The 16,213-nt window shown below is 56.8% G+C and carries 10 protein-coding genes; 6 read left to right on the forward strand and 4 right to left on the reverse strand.

All coding sequences use genetic code 11. The features are described 5' to 3' along the window. Positions 1 to 100: 100 nt before the first annotated feature. From SFX18_10915 to SFX18_10930, 4 genes are all read left to right on the forward strand, one after another. Complete coding sequence (locus SFX18_10915; GenBank protein MDX1963656.1) at positions 101 to 1,096, forward strand: D-2-hydroxyacid dehydrogenase; 996 nt, start codon at positions 101 to 103, stop codon at positions 1,094 to 1,096. A 391-nt stretch (positions 1,097 to 1,487) separates the two neighbouring features. Beyond that, the gene (locus SFX18_10920; GenBank protein ID MDX1963657.1) at positions 1,488 to 4,145 is read left to right on the forward strand and encodes a chitobiase/beta-hexosaminidase C-terminal domain-containing protein; all 2,658 of its coding nucleotides are present in this window, start codon (positions 1,488 to 1,490) and stop codon (positions 4,143 to 4,145) included. A 191-nt stretch (positions 4,146 to 4,336) separates the two neighbouring features. Further along, positions 4,337 to 4,774: an RES domain-containing protein gene (locus SFX18_10925; protein ID MDX1963658.1), complete on the forward strand. Its 438-nt coding sequence runs from the start codon at positions 4,337 to 4,339 to the stop codon at positions 4,772 to 4,774. Beyond that, positions 4,774 to 5,079 (forward strand): RES family NAD+ phosphorylase, encoded by a 306-nt coding sequence (locus SFX18_10930; protein ID MDX1963659.1) that lies wholly within the window; start codon positions 4,774 to 4,776, stop codon positions 5,077 to 5,079. The genes SFX18_10925 and SFX18_10930 overlap by 1 nt, the downstream gene beginning before the upstream one ends. 9 nt (positions 5,080 to 5,088) lie before the next feature. On the opposite strand, the gene SFX18_10935 is transcribed toward SFX18_10930, so the two are convergent. The 4 genes from SFX18_10935 to SFX18_10950 all read right to left on the reverse strand — a co-directional run bounded on the left by SFX18_10935 (position 5,089) and on the right by SFX18_10950 (position 8,474). After that, positions 5,089 to 5,526, reverse strand: a complete 438-nt coding sequence (locus tag SFX18_10935; GenBank protein ID MDX1963660.1) for a hypothetical protein — start codon at positions 5,524 to 5,526, stop codon at positions 5,089 to 5,091. 958 nt (positions 5,527 to 6,484) lie between these two features. Then, the gene (locus SFX18_10940; GenBank protein ID MDX1963661.1) at positions 6,485 to 7,213 is read right to left on the reverse strand and encodes a hypothetical protein; all 729 of its coding nucleotides are present in this window, start codon (positions 7,211 to 7,213) and stop codon (positions 6,485 to 6,487) included. 327 nt (positions 7,214 to 7,540) lie between these two features. Then, on the reverse strand, positions 7,541 to 8,194 hold the full coding sequence (locus SFX18_10945) for a thioredoxin family protein (protein ID MDX1963662.1): 654 nt from the start codon (positions 8,192 to 8,194) through the stop codon (positions 7,541 to 7,543). After that, entirely contained in the window at positions 8,184 to 8,474 is a 291-nt protein-coding gene (locus tag SFX18_10950) for a hypothetical protein (protein MDX1963663.1), read from the reverse strand. Before SFX18_10950 ends, SFX18_10945 begins: the two co-directional genes overlap by 11 nt. 877 nt (positions 8,475 to 9,351) lie before the next feature. Here SFX18_10950 and SFX18_10955 point away from each other — a divergent pair. Together SFX18_10955 and SFX18_10960 are read left to right on the forward strand one after the other, a co-directional pair. Further along, a complete protein-coding gene (locus SFX18_10955; GenBank protein MDX1963664.1) occupies positions 9,352 to 14,529 on the forward strand; it encodes a DUF1549 domain-containing protein in 5,178 nt (1,725 codons plus the stop codon). 97 nt (positions 14,530 to 14,626) lie between these two features. Beyond that, positions 14,627 to 16,105: a DUF1501 domain-containing protein gene (locus SFX18_10960; protein ID MDX1963665.1), complete on the forward strand. Its 1,479-nt coding sequence runs from the start codon at positions 14,627 to 14,629 to the stop codon at positions 16,103 to 16,105. Positions 16,106 to 16,213: the final 108 nt, after the last annotated feature.

Consider the following 16,213-nt stretch of genomic DNA (forward strand, 5'->3'; position numbering starts at 1 on the left):
AGCTATTTACCGCAGCCCTCCTACCAACGCCGTCGCAAATGGGCTATTTTTGGGGGAGCGTCCCTCGTTTTTGCCGCTGCCGCGTTTATATAGCACGCCCATGCGCATCGTTTTGTGTTATCCCGTCGAATCCCGCCACGTCGCACAAATCCAGCAAATCGTTCCCAAGGCCAGCGTACTAGACGCGGGCCAAGAAGGGATCGCGCGGGAAATCATGACGGCGGACATCTTCTGCGGCCATGCCAAGGTACCCATGCCCTGGGAGGATGTGGTGCAACAGGGCCGGCTGCGCTGGATTCAATCCTCGGCGGCGGGGCTAGATCACTGCCTGGTCCCCTCTGTGATCGAATCTGACATTCCCGTCACCAGCGCGTCGGGCGTCTTATCTGACCAAGTTGCCGAGCATACGCTGATGCTGGCAACCTCCCTCACGCGTAATATGGCCACGTTTTTTCGCCAGCAGCAGGCCCACGAGTATGTCCGCCGACCGACGCGTGACCTGACCCATAGCACCGTGGGAATCGTGGGCTTTGGGGCCGTGGGGCGGCGCGTGGCGGAAGTCCTGGCCCCGTTCAAGACACGAATTCTGGCAACGGACGTGTATCCCATCGACAAACCGAGCTACGTGCAAGAACTATGGCCCGCGGAGCGCCTGGATGAACTGCTGCCGCTGGTGGATATGTTGATCCTGTGCCTGCCGCTGAATGACCAGACCCGCTGGCTGTTTAACCGCGAGAAACTACAGCGGATGAAGCGCGGCGCGCTGCTCCTTAATATGGCGCGCGGCAAGCTGGTCGTGGAGGAGGACCTGGTCGCGGCGCTCGAGTATGGGCCGCTCTCCGCCGCCGCAGCCGATGTGGCGGCCGAGGAACCACTCTCGCCGACCAGCAAGCTGTGGGACCTACCGAATATGCTGATCACGCCGCACGTGGCGGGTCAAAGCGCGCGGCGGATCGATAACATGACGAACTTTTTTTGCGAGAATCTGCGACGCTACCAGACCGGTGAGCCATTATTAAATTTGGTCGATAAGCGATTGGGTTTTCCTATCCGTCGCGCGGGAGAACAGACAACGCTAAAAACAACGCGAGAGTAAAAAATTTAGGTAACCATTTATTATTTGAAATGACGAGAATCAAACCGGACGCTATCACGTGGCGGTTGATGCTTATGCTGTGACCGTGACGGAATCAGTGACAGTGACGAAATCAACCATTGGTCGCTAGCCTACGGTTGCCGTGCCTTGCGCGCATAGAACGGGGTTCTGGCTTCGACTCGCATTCGCTCGTGTTATCCAAATACCTGTCACATCCTTTAAAAACAATCGGCCACCGCTGCGCAAATTAACGGTGAAATCATCCGGATTCTCCCGCATCAATCATAGGATGATGCGCCAGGCTGTGATACAGTTGGCTCTGTCAAGCGGCTGGCGAGAGCTGTAACACTACCGCGCGCCGTGAAGCGGTTTCTTATCTAGGGGAGCACTCATGTTGGTATTTCGATCGCTAGTGGCAGGCATGGCGCTGTTCAGTTGGCTTGGATCATTGGCCCAGGCCGATGTGCGCCTCCCGCGCATTTTTAGCGACCGGATGGTCTTGCAGCGCGAACAACCCATCCCCGTGTGGGGTTGGGCCGCGCCGGGCGAGCAGGTTCAGGTCACGTTGGGCGAAGCAACCGCAACGGCGACCGCCGCCGCAGATGGCGGCTTTCGCGTGGATTTGCCCGCGCAACAGGCCGGAGGCCCGCACGAATTGATCGTCCAGGGCAAAAACACGATCAAAATCCCCGATGTGTTGGTTGGCGAGGTCTGGCTTTGCTTTGGCCAGTCGAACATGCAGTGGAAAGTCTCTCAGTCCGCGACCGCGGGGGAGGATCTGCCAAAAGCGCACGACCCGCAACTGCGGTTGTGTAACGTGGAATTGCGGATCGCCACCAGCCCCCAAACCGACACCGGGGCCGGTTGGCAAGCCAGCGATAAAAACAGCGCAGCCGGTTTTTCCGCCGTCGCTTATTACTTTGGCAAGAAACTCCGCGAGGAATTGGGCGTACCGGTCGGCATCATCAACGCCTCGGCCGGGGCGATTCCCATCGAGTCGTTCACGCCAGCCATCGGCTGCCAGATGATCCCTTCCCAGGCCAAGATTGCCCGCCTGACCGCCAACGTCGAACGTGAATATCGGCGGATGCGCACCGCAGCCCTGGATCGCGTGACTGCCGAATGGCAGGAACAAGCCCGCGCGGCGATTGCCGCCGATGCGCCGTGGCCCGCCGGACCGACGCAACCGGCGGGTTTGGACGTGGTCGTGCAGCGGGGATGGCTGCCGTTGGGCTTATACAACGGCGCCATTCATCCCATCATTCCCTACGGCATTCGTGGCGCGGTCATGTATCAAGGCGAAGCCAACAATGGCCAGGGGATGGAATATTTTGATAAGTTAAAGGCGCTAATCGGCGGCTGGCGCAAGGCGTGGGGGCAGGGGGACTTTCCCGTCTTGATCGCGCAATTAGCCCCCTGGTCGGGCTATCCAGAAGGAAACGTCGAAGGGATTTGGGAAGCCCAGCTCGCGGCTTTGCAATTGCCCAATACCGGTCTGGCCGTCACCACGGACTTGGTCCCGAATATCGGCGATATTCATCCCAATCAAAAGCGCGAAGTGGGCCAGCGACTCGCGCTTTGGGCGTTGGCCAAAACATACGGCCGAGATCAATTGGTTTATTCCGGGCCGTTGTTTAAAAGTGCCAAAATCGAAGGGGAAAGCATTCGCGTCTCATTCGATCATGCCGAGGGCCTGACCACGCGCGACGGCAAACCTCCGACGTTCTTTCAAATCGGCACGCTCGATGGCTTTGTCGATGCCCAGGCAAAAATCGACGGCGACAGCGTCATCGTACATAGCCCGCAAGTGCCGCAACCCCTATTTGTCCGTTTTGGCTGGAAGAATACAGCCCAGCCAAATCTGGTGAATAGCGCGGGGTTGCCAGCCTCGCCCTTCCGGACCGATTGCCAGGGGGTCACGTTTAGCACCGGAAGCCGATTTACCCAGGAAAAAATGGTCGAACTGCAAAGCGTGGGCATGGCCGGTGAAATTCGCTATACCTTGGATGGATCGACGCCAACGGCCGAGTCCCCCCTCTATCGCGAACCGTTGCGGTTAACAAACACCACCACCATCCAGGCACGCCTGTTTGCTCCCGATGGCCGCAGCAGCTTGGCCAGTCAGGCAACCTATACGCAGGTGCCCCCAGTGACGGCGAACGGCAAACAATATGCCCCGGGCCTAGTCTATGATTACTACGCCGGTCGCTGGCTAGAGATTCCGGACTTTGCCACGCTCACGCCCGATTTGACCAGCACGCTGGATACCTTGCAGCCACGTGCATTTCCCGAGAGCTTCTTTTGCGCGCATCGGTTGCGGGGTTTTATCGTCATTCCGCAGGATGGCGAATATCACTTTCAAGCGGTCGAGCGCGGGCAGCGGGTGCGTCAGCCCTCCCCGCGCATCAGACTCACGGTCGCCGGACAGTTGGTCGCTGGCGGAGAACCGGGACAATCGGCAGCTTCGGCTGAAGCTGCTCCGTTGGCCGTGGGACGCACCGTGCGGGTCCGCCTGGAAGGGGAGCAAAAAATCCTCTCCCTGGCCGAAGTGCAAATTTTGGAACATGTCAGCAAGCAACCATTGCAGACCGCGGGCAAGGCCAGCCAGTCCACCACGGGTTACGGCTGCACGGCCAATCGGGCCAATGACGGCAATACCAGTTCCTCGTTTTTTAATGGGTCGCTGTCCAGCACCGATACCGAAACCAATCCCTGGTGGTCGGTCGATCTGGGGGAGGAAAAACAGATTGGACTGATCAAAGTTTTCAATCGTGGCGATTGCTGCGGCGAGCGCTTGTCGCAGGCGATTGTGGAAGTTTTGGATGGCGAGGGAAAAGTGACCTGGTCCTCGCGCATCGGCACGACAGTCAACAACAGCGTGGATGAATTCGAGGCGGAACCGGGTATCAAACTGACCGCCGGTGTCCATCCGCTGGAACTGGTTTATCTGGAACAGACGGGCACTCCTGCGCTACAGGTCCTTTACTCAGGCCCTGGCGTCGAGCGGCAAGAAATCCCCGCAGCGGTGTTATGGCAGCAGGAAAAGTAAACCAGATCGTGGCAATTGCAGCAGGATGCCAGGGTTTGGACGCAGCGGCATGGTAGTTGGATGCCACGGGTTGAGAGCAGTAGTAGGGTGCCTGGGGTTAAGCGCAGCGAACCCTCAGCGAACGTGCGATTAACCATCGGCTATGGGCTATAATCCCCGTGGGGGATTTAAGTTTCCAGAAGAATAGCACAATGAAACGTGTTCCACTGCCACTAGCAGGTAAAATTGGATTTGTAGGGACAACATCTAATGCCCCAATAGTCCTGAAATGCTATCGTAATACCCAAGTGGAATCGTCTCGTGAATTACTCACCACATCATTCGTTTGGCTCGGCATGTCTAATGCCCGCAAGGAACACCCCGATACCAATGCATTACGCCGTGGCATCAAGCGTTGCCTTGCGCATGCAGTCCCGTTTTCAGGAACGATGTGCCGAGCCGTCGCCACGAAGTATGCGAACAGAGGTGACTTGTTGACCGGCGCAGGAGCCAAAATACATGGCGGCCGCTGGAATCCACCAGGGCTATTTTGTGCAATCTATGGCACACTCGATCCTTATGCGGCACTGGCCGAAACTTTGGGCATTATGGACAATACTGCATACCTTACGAGCAGCGGTTGCCCCTAGTGTTGGTTGGAATTGAAGTCAGACTGCAACGTGTACTCAATCTAACCGATGGAAAAATTCGTCAGCATCTTGGAGTATCGGAAGAGCGGATGCTCGAAGCCGATTGGCAAACTGTTCAAGCCAAGAATGGCGAAGGACTGACTCAGGCCATTGGGCGATTGGCCTGGGAGGCGAAGATCGAGGCGTTGTTGGTTTCTTCGGCTAGATTCAAGAAGGAAAATAATTTGGTTATTTTCCCGGACCAACTGAGCAAGCGAAGTCTGTTACAAATCATAAACCGTCAAGAGCTGCCCGAACCTCGGTAAAACGTCAGGTTAGCTAGAAACGCCGGATTCCAGCTCATAGATCATCCGCCAAATGCGGTCGACCTCTCCGCGTTCGATGATCTCGATCGGCTTAAGCCCAGCAAAAGCAGCGTTGGGTGCGTTTAGCCAAGTCCCCACAAAGTCCTCGCGCATCACGCCCGCCAAGGCTTCCTGGAGGCGAGCCATTTCCCGAAAGCGTTGCGAGCAGGCTGAGCTGAGAGGTTTCTCGGACTCCCAATCGGCAATCGCCCGCTCGGAATATCCGACCACGCGCGAGAAGATTTTGCGGCTCACTCCGAGCCGCTCTCGCAAGACACGAACAGACACCAACTGTCCCATACTCGGGGCGGCGACAACTGGAGATTTTTTGATGATCCTCCGTGTCTTTGCGACTCCCCGAGAAAGTCGCGGTTGGGAGGTTTTTTTGTTGTTGGTTTTCGTGGCCATTTTGATACTCCTGCTAGATCAATTATCGGCCACAGTCCCGCCAAAGTCAAGCACTCTTTCATGCAAATCTGCATGCATTTTTCGTGAGGCACTGCATAGGCGTGATATTGCGGGTTTTCGCACGCTAGTATCCCTGCTAGAGCGTGACTACAAAACTCTGTTTAGTCCTGGCTCAGCCGGTAGCCCAGAATAAAAATCGTATATCAAAGGAACTTGCACCTGGGCAGCGCAGCGGTAAAAAGCACTTCTTGAAATATCTACGCTCCAACCTGTAGGCTTCTTGTGCTGCTCACCCCGGAACAAGTTCCGGTGGCAGCCCATTGACGATTAGCTGGGATAACCGCTCTCTGAGATTTCCGTTTACGTGGTGAGCGTCAATCGGGGGTACCCGGTAAGGAACTTGTTTCTGGGCCGAGCAGCGGCAAGAAGCAGTTTTATACGCTTATTAGCTGAATATAGCGCGCTCGCATTTTGTGAATGCGTGAAGAATTCATGCTTTTTCGCCACATGACGCAACCGCGTTGCGGTAGGATTTTTGGCTTGCGATATTCCCAGGGTAACCGCTGCGCGGCAACCCTGGGCTGAGTTACGTTACCGCGTTGCGGTAGATTCCCTTACCCAGGCCCTCTCCCAGTGGGAGAGGGGGTACCGCGAAGCGGTTCTGGAGCATAGCCCACGGGTTGGAGCGCAGCGAAAAACCCTGGGAAAAATGGCAAAAATAAGGGCCCCGTACTCCAACGGAGTTCCGCAAACTCTGGGTATATTGGGTATAATCCGCGCTAATTTTGCTTGCGATTGGTATTAGAATATTTTTGCTACAACTGATAGGCTTCTTGTGCTGCGCACACCGGCACAAGTTCCGGTGGTATCCAATTGGCAATTAGCTGGGGTACCCGCTATCCAGCGAAAGACCTGCACTTTCTGCTCAAAATATAACACAAATAAAATAGACTGCCGATCACGTGCAGCGCTTGGTTAGTCTGCAACGGTATCGAAGCCACCCTGCTCCACAAGATGTAATCAAGGCAACTGCCATAAGACAAGAAGGCTCAGGTATCGGCGTGGTCGCGAAACTTATTTGATTGATTGTAAAATCGCCGATGCTTAATGGAGCTTCTGTCAATCCAAACTCAATTCTGGCGATATTGGCTTCGGAGTTGGAGATACCAATAAATATAGCCGACCCGTCCTGAGCGCCGTTATACTCACCGTCTTCAGTGAATGTTCCCAGTATCTGCCCAGCCGTATTATATGCGGTGATACTAGCCACAAAATTTCCGGAGGATGGCGTTCTATAATTAGGCACGATCTGCGTACCCACCCCGTACACTGGGAAGTCGAATATCACACTTATTGGCCCTAGGTTTTGGGCTCCGTAAACGTTACCAGTGTAATAAAGGCGGTCATTTAAAGTGAAGTTGCCTACAAACCCGGTAATCGTGTTTTGGTCGATTCGCGTGCCTGTGCCAGACAGTTGACTGACAGTTGCTTCAACGCCCCCGATAGACATAACCATGACCGGGTTTGGAAAATTCGTGCTTTGCGGGCCTAGTTGACCCCAATCGATAGTGTCGGATGCACCCAATGCTTCTCGGGAGGTGATCAGCTGCGGTTGAGCTAGAGCTTGGGACGTAAGCGATTCAACCATGCTGAACAACAATGCGCATAACAATAAACGAAATTTCATGAGCTAATTCTCGATTGAAAAAGGAAAGTAGGTCAAAAAAGTTGCGAATTTCAATACTTTACACTAGAAAATCGTTCGGGTAAATAGAGCGGGTAGCTCCGGTCATTCAACCGGTACCCAAGGAACTTATTCCTTGGCAGCGCAGCGGTAAAAAACACTTTTTGACATATCTGAACTCCATCCTGTAGGCTTCTTGTGCTGCGCACCCCGGCACAAGTTCCGGTGGCAGCCAGTTGGCGTTAGAGTTGGATAACCGCTTCCTAAGGTTTCCGTTTAGTGGTGAGTGCTAATCGGTGGTACCTGATCGGGCTAGCCTGCCGTTTGGCATTACATGTCCTTTGCGGCGGTGGGATTTGGGTCTTTGAGCAATTCGAGGAATTCAGTTTTACTGATTCCCCCGGCTCGCCATCGCAAAGCATTACCCTGTGAATCGGTAATAATCGTGACCGGGGGCCCGCCGACATTGTAACGCGCTAGCACCTCAGTATCGTCTGGGTTATCGAAATCAATTGCCACGGGGATGAATTGCGTGTTGACCAGTCCCTTGACCTCTTCGTCAGCCCACACTCTGCGTTTCATCACTCGGCAGGGAACACACCACGTACCGGTAAAGTACAGGATCATCGGTTTACCAGAGTCGGCTGCTTGTTGCAGAGCAGAAGTGTAGTTGTCAGCCCAAGCGATGCTATTGGGAGGTACGTAGAAGCTGTACCAAGCGTACACCAGCGAGACGACGAGGAATGTCAGCCAAAAGCAGCGCCAGAAATGAAAACGATTCCTTCGGTCCGGAAGTGGCTCGGCGCTGCCGGTCGCTGCTGGTTGGGATGATGATTCATTCATATGTGTGCGCTCATATTCCGTGTGTGACGAAGGTATGAAATCAAGCGGTTGCGGCCAATGACTTTGATTGGAGGAAACGCCCGATCGGCGACTCGGGTGCATTTTGTAGTTATGCAGGTTGTTTATCGTGTCATTGCTCACTGTTCACATCAGACAAAGCGATAGTCTGCTTAACACGAATCGGCAGTTTTTCGATGGGGAGCCGTATTTGTTGGATAACTAGCATCGGAAGTGAGCAGCAAGCGATCGAGAAACCGACCGCCAGTGCCGTTCCGGCGAGCTTCCAGTTACCAAATGCGACCAACATTCCCGCAGCAGGTATCAGACTGCATGCGGCAAGCAGTCCGACGAACAGTACGAATAAGCCAAGCCAATTTAAGTGGGCTTTGCCTTGAACGTTTTCGACAACTCTGATTGCCATGATGACTTCTGCTCGTGAAAGGATTGAAATTCGTTAAACTATATTTCGCTCTAACCATGTAAATCTTGGTCGATCTTGGTTCTTCCAGCATAACGCCACCGATAAACCAGCGGCAGGCAAAAAAGTGTTGATTTCAGGAAACGCCCGATCCACCGCTTCGTGTCTTCGGATTGTTTGTTGGGTTTTCGGCGGCACCTCGAAATGTTTCCATTCGCAAGAATACAGGTGTCATTAGTCATAGTCGAATAACGGATAGCCCATCTTTAAAAGCGGCTTCCCCAGGAAATTGTTCCGGTGGTGGCCCCAGGGACTCTCGGCCACCATGTGTCAAGAAATCTCCGCCACCGCATTATGGCACGCGGAAAAGTAAGCCAAATCCTAGCAATTGCCCGTTTCATCCGTGAATTTGCGGAATTCCAGGGGCAGTCCCAAAGATAAGCTTGACAACAGGTTACGGCACATTTAAGGTCAAATTACGGTCTACGACAAAATGCGTTGCGAGACCTCCTTGGCCAGCGGGGGAACCCCTTTGCGATTTACCCCGGATGGTCATCCCCGCCGATTGGTTTTACCCGCCTGAATCAAGCGTTATTTTTGAGGGGTCGGCTTACTGGGTGACGGCGAATGCTCCTACTACGGGTGGTTTTTTGGATGAGTCGTAGGTGGCTGACCCAAGAAGACAAAATAAACCGTGGGCTAGCGCCCGACGGCTGATTTATGCAGCGCACCACAAGTTTCATCACACCCAAATTCCGTAATTCCCACCATTACACTGGTATAATGCCCGTCACTCACGATTGTTTCCCGGACGGGGGAGCGAACGCCCAACGACGACGAATCCCAACCGACGAATCCCACCCTCGAGGATTTTCCCATCATGAGCCATCGCACGCCATCGCTGACAGGCTGGATTCTTTTGCAAAGCCTGTGCTGTCTGCTGCTCTGTGGCGACAGTCAGGCCCAGGCGGAAGATTCAGCCACGCCCCCGGCCGCGGCCGTTTCTAATGTCCCGGCCACTCCACCGGCCGCAGTAGCCGCTGGAAATGCTTCGCAGGCGATTAGTTATTATCGCCAGATTCGGCCGATTTTTCAGGCTCATTGCCAGGGTTGTCACCAGCCAGCCAAAGCCGGCGGCAAATATGTCATGACGGAGTTCTCCCAACTGCTGGCCGGGGGGGAGTCAGGCTCGGCGGCGATTGTGGCGGGCCAACCCGACCAAAGCGCGCTGCTCGAACAAATCACCCCCGTCGAGGGCAAAGCCGCGATGCCCAAGGATCGTCCGGTGCTGAGCGCGAGTGACATCGAGCTGATCCGCATCTGGATCGCCCAAGGGGCGCAGGATGACTCGGCGGCTTATGTCGGGCCGCGCTATGATGCCGAACATCCGCCGGTTTATTATCGCCCCGCGCCGATTACCACGCTCGATTTTTCGCCCGATGGCAGCCTCTTGGCCGTGGCTGGCCTGTACGAAGTGTTGTTGATTGACACGGCCAGTCACAACGTCGTGGCCCGCTTGGTGGGGAAGTCCGAAAGGATCGAATCGGTGCGATTTTCGCCTGATGGCCAGCGATTGGCGGTGGCGGGGGGAATTCCCGCCGAAGCGGGGGAACTGCAAATTTGGAACGTCCCCGAACGGAAGCAACTCTTGTCGATTCCGGCGGGTTTTAATGTCATTTATGGCGTCTGCTGGTCGCCGGATGGGCAAAAAGTCAGTTATGGCTGTGGCACGGCGGACGACAACTCGCTGCGCGCGGTTGACGCCAATACCGGCAAGGAAATTCTCTTTCAAGGGGCGCATAACGACTGGATTCGCGACACCGCGTTTTCGACGGACGGTTCGCACCTGGTCTCGGTCTCGCGCGACATGAGCGTCAAACTGACCGAGGTCGCCACGCAGCGCTTTGTGGATAATGTCACCTCCATTACCCCCGGCGCGCTCAAAGGGGGGAATCAGGCGGTCGCGCGGCATCCCCGACAGGATCATATTGTGGTGGCGGGGGCCGATGGCACGCCCAAGGTGTATCGTCTATACCGCGAGACGGCGCGCATGATTGGCGACGACGCGAATCTGGTTTTTGAATTGTTTCCCATGTTGGGGCGGGTTTTTTCGACCCGTTTCAGCCCCGATGGACGACGGATTGTCTGCGGCAGCGGCCTGGATGGCCGGGGCGAGGTGGCCGTCATGACGTATGAATACGATGGCGATGTCCCCGCCAATATCAAGCAGATCATGGGGAAGGTTCCGGGCGGTCGCAACGATCCTGAACGCCAGGCGCTAAAAGAATACAAAGACCAGGGGGCCAAGCTGCTCTGGCAGCAAAAGATCGACGAGGCGCCCGTTTACAGCGTTGCCTGGCATGTCGGAAATCAAATCGTGGCCGCTGGCTGCGGCGATGGCACGGTAAGATTGCTCGATGCCAACACCGGCTCGCCTATCAAACAATTCGTCCCCGTCGCCGCATTTATCAATCCCAACGCCACGGCGGTCAAACGTCCGGCGGTGGCAAAACGTCCTGAAGAACCTGTCACCCCACGCCCGCTACCCGACAATGCCCAGGTGGCCCGCGTGGTCGTGCATCCCGCCAGCATCCAGTTTGCGGACCGGTTGGACTATGCCCAGTTGCTGGTGACGGCGGAATTAGCCACTGGGGAGCAACTTGACATCACGCGGTTGGTCACGCCCGTATTGACCGGCAACGTGGCCGTCGTTTCGCCCGGTGGTCTGGTGCAGCCCGTGACGAATGGCGCGGGTGAACTCCAACTTAACTGGCAGGGTCAAAGTGTCAGCGTGCCGATCCAGGTTAGCGGCATGGACCAGCATCATCCGCGCGAGTTTGTGCGCGACGTAGCGCCTGTGTTGTCACGCATGGGCTGTAACGCCGGGACGTGTCACGGTTCTGCCCAGGGGCGGATCGGCTTTAAGCTTAGTCTGCGCGGGTACGATCCGATTTTTGATGTGCGGGCGTTAACAGACGATTTGGCGGGTCGACGGGCAAATCCCGCGGCGCCCGAGCGCAGCCTGTTCTTATTAAAGGCCACCGCGGGCGTGCCGCATGCCGGGGGACAACTGACGCGCGAGGATGAAAGCTACCACGAAGTGCTGCTCGATTGGATTCGGGATGGGGCAAAATTTGATCCCGCCGCACCGCGCGTGACGAAACTAGAACTCCTTCCACAAAATCCGGTGATCTCCCGCCTGGGCGATCAACAACAAATGGTGGTGCTGGCCACGTATTCCGACGGCCGCGTGCGCGATGTCACACGCGAGGCATTTTTGGAAAGCGCCAATACCGAGGTCGGGACCGTTTCGCGCATGGGCCTGGTAACCGCCGAACGCCGCGGCGAGGCCGCGCTGCTGGCCCGCTTTGAAGGAGCCTACGCCGCCACCACCGCTACCGTCATGGGGGACCGCGAGGGATTTGTCTGGGTGGAACCCCCAACCTGGGGCAAGATTGATGAATTGGTAGCGAGGAAGTGGCAACGAATGAAGATTCTACCCTCGGATTTGGCCGGTGACGCCGAGTTTTTGCGCCGCGTCTATCTCGACTTGACGGGACTTCCCCCCACGGCCGCGCAAGTGCGCGAGTTTTTGGCGGATACCCGCGACACGCGGGTTAAACGTGACGAAGTGGTCGACCGCCTGGTTGGCAGTCCGGCATATGTCGAGTATTGGACCAACAAATGGGCGGATCTGCTGCAAGTCAATCGCAAATTTTTAGGCCCCGAGGGAGCCAAATCATACCGCCGCTGGATTTATGAACAACTGGAAAAGAACACCCCGTATGACCAGTTTGTGCGCTCCATCCTGACCGCCAGCGGCTCAAATCGCGAACATCCCGCCGCATCCTATTATAAGATTTTGCGGGAACCGACAGCCATCATGGAAAACACCACGCACTTATTCTTAGGCGTGCGGTTTAATTGCAATAAGTGCCACGATCATCCGTTTGAACGCTGGACCCAGGACCAGTACTTTCAAACCGCGGCTTATTTCGCCCAGGTGGGGCTGGACGCCGATCCCGCCAGCAAAGACCAGCGCATTGGCGGCAGCGATGTCGAAGGGGCCAAGCCCCTCTACGAGATTATCCTCGACCGTCCACAAGGGGATCTTAAGCATGATCGGACCGGCCAGACCGCCGCGCCGCAATTTCCGTATGCTTGCCAGCATCCCGCCCCCTCGTCAGACACCCGCCGCGAGCAGCTCTCGGCCTGGATGACGTCCCCCGACAACCAGTATTTTGCCCGCAGTTATGTTAATCGGCTCTGGGGCTATCAATTTGGCGCGGGGATCATGGAACCGATCGACGACTTGCGCGCCGGCAATCCCCCCAGCAATCCCGAGTTGCTGGATTACCTGACCCAAGAATTCATCGCCAGCGGCTTTGACGTGCGGCACATGCACAAGCTGATTTCCAAGTCGCGGACTTATCAATTGTCGTTTGCCGCCAATCAATGGAACGAGGATGACAAGCTCAATTACTCGCACGCCACCCCCCGCCGTTTGCCCGCCGAAGTCCTGTTTGACACGGTTTATAGCGCCCTGGGGACCAAATCCAACTTTCCCGGCGCCGAGCCGGGGATTCGCGCCGCCGCGCTGCCGGATTCGGGGATAGAGCTGCCCGGTGGATTCTTGTCGACGTTTGGCCGGCCGGTGCGCGAAAGCGCCTGCGAGTGCGAGCGTTCCAGCGGGTTGCAGCTGGGGCCGGTGATCGCGCTGATCAGCGGGCCGACAATTGCGGAGGCCGTCGGTGCCATCGATAACGACATGGCCAGCTTTGTAAAGGCAGAGCCCGATAATCGCAAGCTTGTGGATGAGTTGTTTGTCCGGCTATTAAACCGTCCCGCCACCGAGTCCGAGATTGCCGCCAGTCTGGGACTCTTGGATCAAATTCCCGCCGAGCATGAAAAGCTGCTGGCCCAACTGGCCGCCAAGGAGGCGGAAATCGCCCCGATCCGCGCCCAACAAGAAGCGGCTCGTGCCGCCGAAATTGCCGCCGCCAAGCAGGAATTATCCGCCCACGAGGCGGAGATCGCCCCGCGCGTGGCCCAGCAAGAACAAGAGCGCGCCACGCTCATTGCCACCAACGAGGCCGCCCTCAAGCAGTATAATGATTCCTTACCCGCCCAACAGGCCGCCTGGGAACAAGGGCAACTGACCGGTCCCGAGTGGTTCACGCTGCTGCCAGCCAAGGTTACTCCCCCCGGTGGTTACACTTCGGTCGTGTTGGCGGACCGCTCTGTCCTGTCTAAGGGGGCCGGCAAGGGAGTGACCACCGTCGAACTGGCGACCGATTTAACGGGGATAACCGGCTTGCGGCTGGAAGCGCTCTCCGACGAAAGTTTGCCCCATAAAGGTCCTGGCCTGGCGGCGGATGGAAATTTTGTCGTTAATGAGCTCGAACTATTTCTGGTTGGCCCGGATGGCGCCACCTCCACCAAGGTGCCGCTGCACAACGCCCAGGCGGACTTTAGCCAGAATGGTTTTGAAGTCGCCAAAGCGATTGACGGCGACCAAAACGAAGGGAACGGCTGGGCCGTGCATCCGCAAATTGGCCGCACGCATTGGGCGGTGTTTGCGCTCAAAGAACCCTTGGCCGGCGCTGGCACCAAAAAACTCACGCTAAAAATCACACATAACTACAGCACCAATTTTCTCTTAGGCAGGTTCCGTATTTCGGCCACGACCGCGGCGGGCACGCTTCCCCTGGGCCTATCCGAGGAACTCTCCGCGGCCCTGCGCACGGAACCGGCCCAACGCGGTCCCCTGGGCGAACAACTTACGGCCATGTTTCGCGCCCTTGATCCAGAATTTCAAAAACTGCAACAGGCATTAACCGCCAGCCAGCAACCGCTGCCGGTCGATCCCAAATTGGCCGAATTGCGCAAAAAAGTCGAATCCCTAGAGAGCCGGCAAATCCCGCTGGACGGGCGGCTCAAGCAACTGCGCGAAGACGCGGCCATGAGCACCGCGCAACTGGCCAACGCCCGACTGGCCTGGGCACAGGATATCGCCTGGGCGTTGATCAACAGTCCGGCGTTTTTGTTCAATCATTAACGGACCCGCGATCGAAACGAATTTCCCCATTTAAACCCCGCGCGACCGACGCCGCGCTTTCCGTTCTCCCCTTTTTTACCTAATAAGGATCCCAACCATGCTGGTCATTCCCGGACAACCTGGCAAAGATGTGTGCGATCGCGAGGTGGGACTGAGCCGCCGCGCTCTGCTACGCGTGGGGGGCTCGGCCATGTTGGGACTAAGCCTGGGACGGGCGTTTGAGTTGCAGGCCTTGGCCGCGACCGCTGCAACCGCCGATGGCAAAGCCCAACCCGGTTGGGGCAAGGCCAAAAGCATTATCATGGTCTATCTGCAAGGGGGGCCGAGCCACCTCGATTTATGGGATCCCAAGGAAAACGTTCCCGATAACGTCAAGAGCGCGTTCACGTCGATCCCGACCAAGCTGACCGGCGTGCACTTTACCGAAATCCTGCCCAAGCTGGCCGAACTGAACGATAAGTTCACCACGATCCGCTCGATGAGTTACACTCCCAATGGGCTGTTCAACCACACGGCCGCCATCTATCAAATGATGACCGGCTATACAACCGACCGAGTCAGTCCGTCGGGCCAGTTGGAGCCTCCCAGCCCCAAGGACTTTCCGAACTTTGGTTCGCAGATCATCCGCCTGCAGCCGGTCAAGGAACCGATGCTGCCTTTTGTGATGCTCCCCCGTCCACTGCAGGAAAGCAACGTCATCGGCAAGGGGGGGACCGCCGGATTTCTGGGCCGCGCGTACGACCCGTACACGCTGTATCCGGACGGCGACGACATGGACCTGAACAAGATGGACAAAATCAACATTGACGACCTCAAGCTGCGGCCCGACGTATACGCCAGCCGCCTGGAACGCCGTGCCAAGCTACGCGACGCCATCAACGCCGGCATGCCGGAAATCGACAAGGCGGTCAAGGATTATAAGCTAAATTCCTACTACTCCCGGGCGCTCGATCTGGTCATTTCCGGCAATGCCCGCGAGGCGTTCCGCCTGGATGCCGAAACCGACGCCACGCGCGATTCCTACGGCCGCAACACCTTTGGCCAAAGCTGTCTATTGGCCCGGCGATTGGTCGAGGCTGGCACCCGCGTGGTCGAGGTCGTGTGGCCCAAGGTGGCCAATTCGGACAATCACTCGTGGGACCATCACGTCGATTTGACCAAGCGGATGAAGACGCAATCCGGGCCGATGCTGGACCAGGGTTTGTCGGGCCTCTTCGCCGATTTGGATCAGCGCGGCATGCTGGAGGAGACGCTAGTCGTGGTGGTGGGGGAATTTGGCCGCAGTCCGCAGCGCGGCGTCAGCACCTCGGGCAATGGCAACAGCGCCGACGGGCGCGACCATTGGCCCTATTGCTATACGGCGCTGGTGGCCGGGGCGGGGACCAAGCGGGGCTACGTCCATGGCAAAAGCGACAAGACCGCTTCGGCCCCGGTGGAGGATCGCGTGCATCCGGGCGAACTGCTGGCGACGATTTACCACGCCTTTGGGATCGACCCGCACACCATTGTCTATAATCACTTGAACCAACCGCGCGAACTGGTCCCTGCCGCGGCGGTAACGGCGCTGTTTGCGTAGGTGCCTGTGGATAAACTCGCTGCACGTCGCAGGTTGCCTGGGGTTAAGCCTAGCGAGCTCCCAGCGGGTGAAAATCAGAATGATGAATGATAAGTGCAGAAGGATGAA

Source organism: Pirellulales bacterium, assembly GCA_033762255.1.
Lineage (GTDB): Bacteria > Planctomycetota > Planctomycetia > Pirellulales > JALHPA01 > JANRLT01.

Coding starts and splice junctions, on each gene's coding strand:
- SFX18_10915 (MDX1963656.1), top strand. CDS start 101: ATGCGCATCGTTTTGTGTTATCCCGTCGAATCCCGCCACGTCGCACAA.
- SFX18_10920 (MDX1963657.1), top strand. CDS start 1,488: ATGTTGGTATTTCGATCGCTAGTGGCAGGCATGGCGCTGTTCAGTTGG.
- SFX18_10925 (MDX1963658.1), top strand. CDS start 4,337: ATGAAACGTGTTCCACTGCCACTAGCAGGTAAAATTGGATTTGTAGGG.
- SFX18_10935 (MDX1963660.1), bottom strand. CDS start 5,526: ATGGCCACGAAAACCAACAACAAAAAAACCTCCCAACCGCGACTTTCT.
- SFX18_10940 (MDX1963661.1), bottom strand. CDS start 7,213: ATGAAATTTCGTTTATTGTTATGCGCATTGTTGTTCAGCATGGTTGAA.
- SFX18_10950 (MDX1963663.1), bottom strand. CDS start 8,474: ATGGCAATCAGAGTTGTCGAAAACGTTCAAGGCAAAGCCCACTTAAAT.
- SFX18_10955 (MDX1963664.1), top strand. CDS start 9,352: ATGAGCCATCGCACGCCATCGCTGACAGGCTGGATTCTTTTGCAAAGC.
- SFX18_10960 (MDX1963665.1), top strand. CDS start 14,627: ATGCTGGTCATTCCCGGACAACCTGGCAAAGATGTGTGCGATCGCGAG.